The following is a 373-nucleotide window of genomic DNA, read 5'->3' as shown; positions in this document are numbered from 1 at the left end:
CCGCATCTTCCGCGATCACGACGACATCGTCGATCACTGCTGCCATCACTGGAACCGCCTCGTCGCGCAGCCCTGGCGCATCATGTCCATCGGACGGCGCGAATGGGCACATGGGTTCTGATCAGCGGGAATTGGTATCACATCACCCCCGCGTCGGGGAATCCCCCTCGTGAGTCACCGTCCACACGAGGTGGTATAAGCCTTTGACTTAGCGGGCGAATTTGGTTGCGGGGGCAGGATTTGAACCTGCGACCTTCAGGTTATGAGCGGCGACCAAAGGCAGAACGCGAGACCAGAGGAGACCTCTGCGGAACGAGGGTCGTTCGCGCTGACTGCCGCGAGGCGCAGTCAGGATAGCGGTTTGCCTGGCGCT

General features: G+C 61.4%; 1 pseudogene. It reads left to right on the top strand.

Annotated elements, in window-relative coordinates:
- A pseudogene (locus FK498_RS19075) lies at positions 1–121 on the top strand (IS630 family transposase); the annotation flags it as partial.
- Positions 122–373 lie beyond the last annotated feature (252 nt).

The organism is Elioraea sp. Yellowstone, from assembly GCF_006704265.1.
Taxonomy (GTDB): domain Bacteria; phylum Pseudomonadota; class Alphaproteobacteria; order Acetobacterales; family Acetobacteraceae; genus Elioraea.
Note: the sequence above shows the minus strand (reverse complement) of the source record. Positions and strands in the feature narration are given on the sequence as shown.